Genomic DNA, 472 nt, shown 5'->3' with positions numbered 1-472 from the left:
TTACGACCACACCCTGCCTGGCAAGGCTTTTTACCACCGAGGCGCCGTCTGTGGCCTTCCTCGCAGCGTGCCTGCTCATTACGCGCCCTGCCCCGTGGCAGGTCGAAGAAAAGCACTCCTCGGCCGCGAGCTGGGTGCCCGCTGTTGGCTGCTGTGGTCATGGTTAAAACCCACTGCCTCGCCAAGCGCGCAGCTTCGCCGAACTCGGCGATATCACCTTCCGAAAGCCTCTCTCAGTTGTTGCACTTGTTCGGGCGTGGCCATATCCCCCAACATGACGACAGCTGGATCTCCCGGTATAAAGTGAATGAAGGAAAAAACAATGATTGAGGCCAAAAAAAGAGAGGGAATTGAAAAATTATGCCGCTAACCCCTGGAGTGGCGTCTTTTACCGCCTGAACATAGTCTGCCATTGTGCCGTGAAGGGCAATTCCAGCGAAGAAAAAGATGGTATTCACTATGTTCAGGTCGA

The 472-nt window shown here is 54.7% G+C and carries 2 protein-coding genes and 1 pseudogene; all 3 read right to left on the bottom strand.

Translation table 11 applies throughout. The features are described from left to right. Positions 1-79 (bottom strand): hypothetical protein (locus tag EZM41_RS14685; protein WP_446697821.1); only part of this gene is annotated, 79 nt, incomplete at its 3' end. A gap of 134 nt (positions 80-213) precedes the next feature. Further along, the gene (locus tag EZM41_RS14680; protein ID WP_446697819.1) at positions 214-336 is read right to left on the bottom strand and encodes a hypothetical protein; all 123 of its coding nucleotides are present in this window, start codon (positions 334-336) and stop codon (positions 214-216) included. A 14-nt stretch (positions 337-350) separates the two neighbouring features. Then, positions 351-458, bottom strand: a pseudogene (locus EZM41_RS14675) (hypothetical protein); the annotation flags it as partial. Positions 459-472: the final 14 nt, after the last annotated feature.

It is taken from the genome of Acetomicrobium sp. S15 = DSM 107314 (assembly GCF_016125955.1).
GTDB classification, from domain to species: domain Bacteria; phylum Synergistota; class Synergistia; order Synergistales; family Thermosynergistaceae; genus Thermosynergistes; species Thermosynergistes pyruvativorans.
This window is presented reverse-complemented; position numbering and strand designations above follow the sequence as displayed.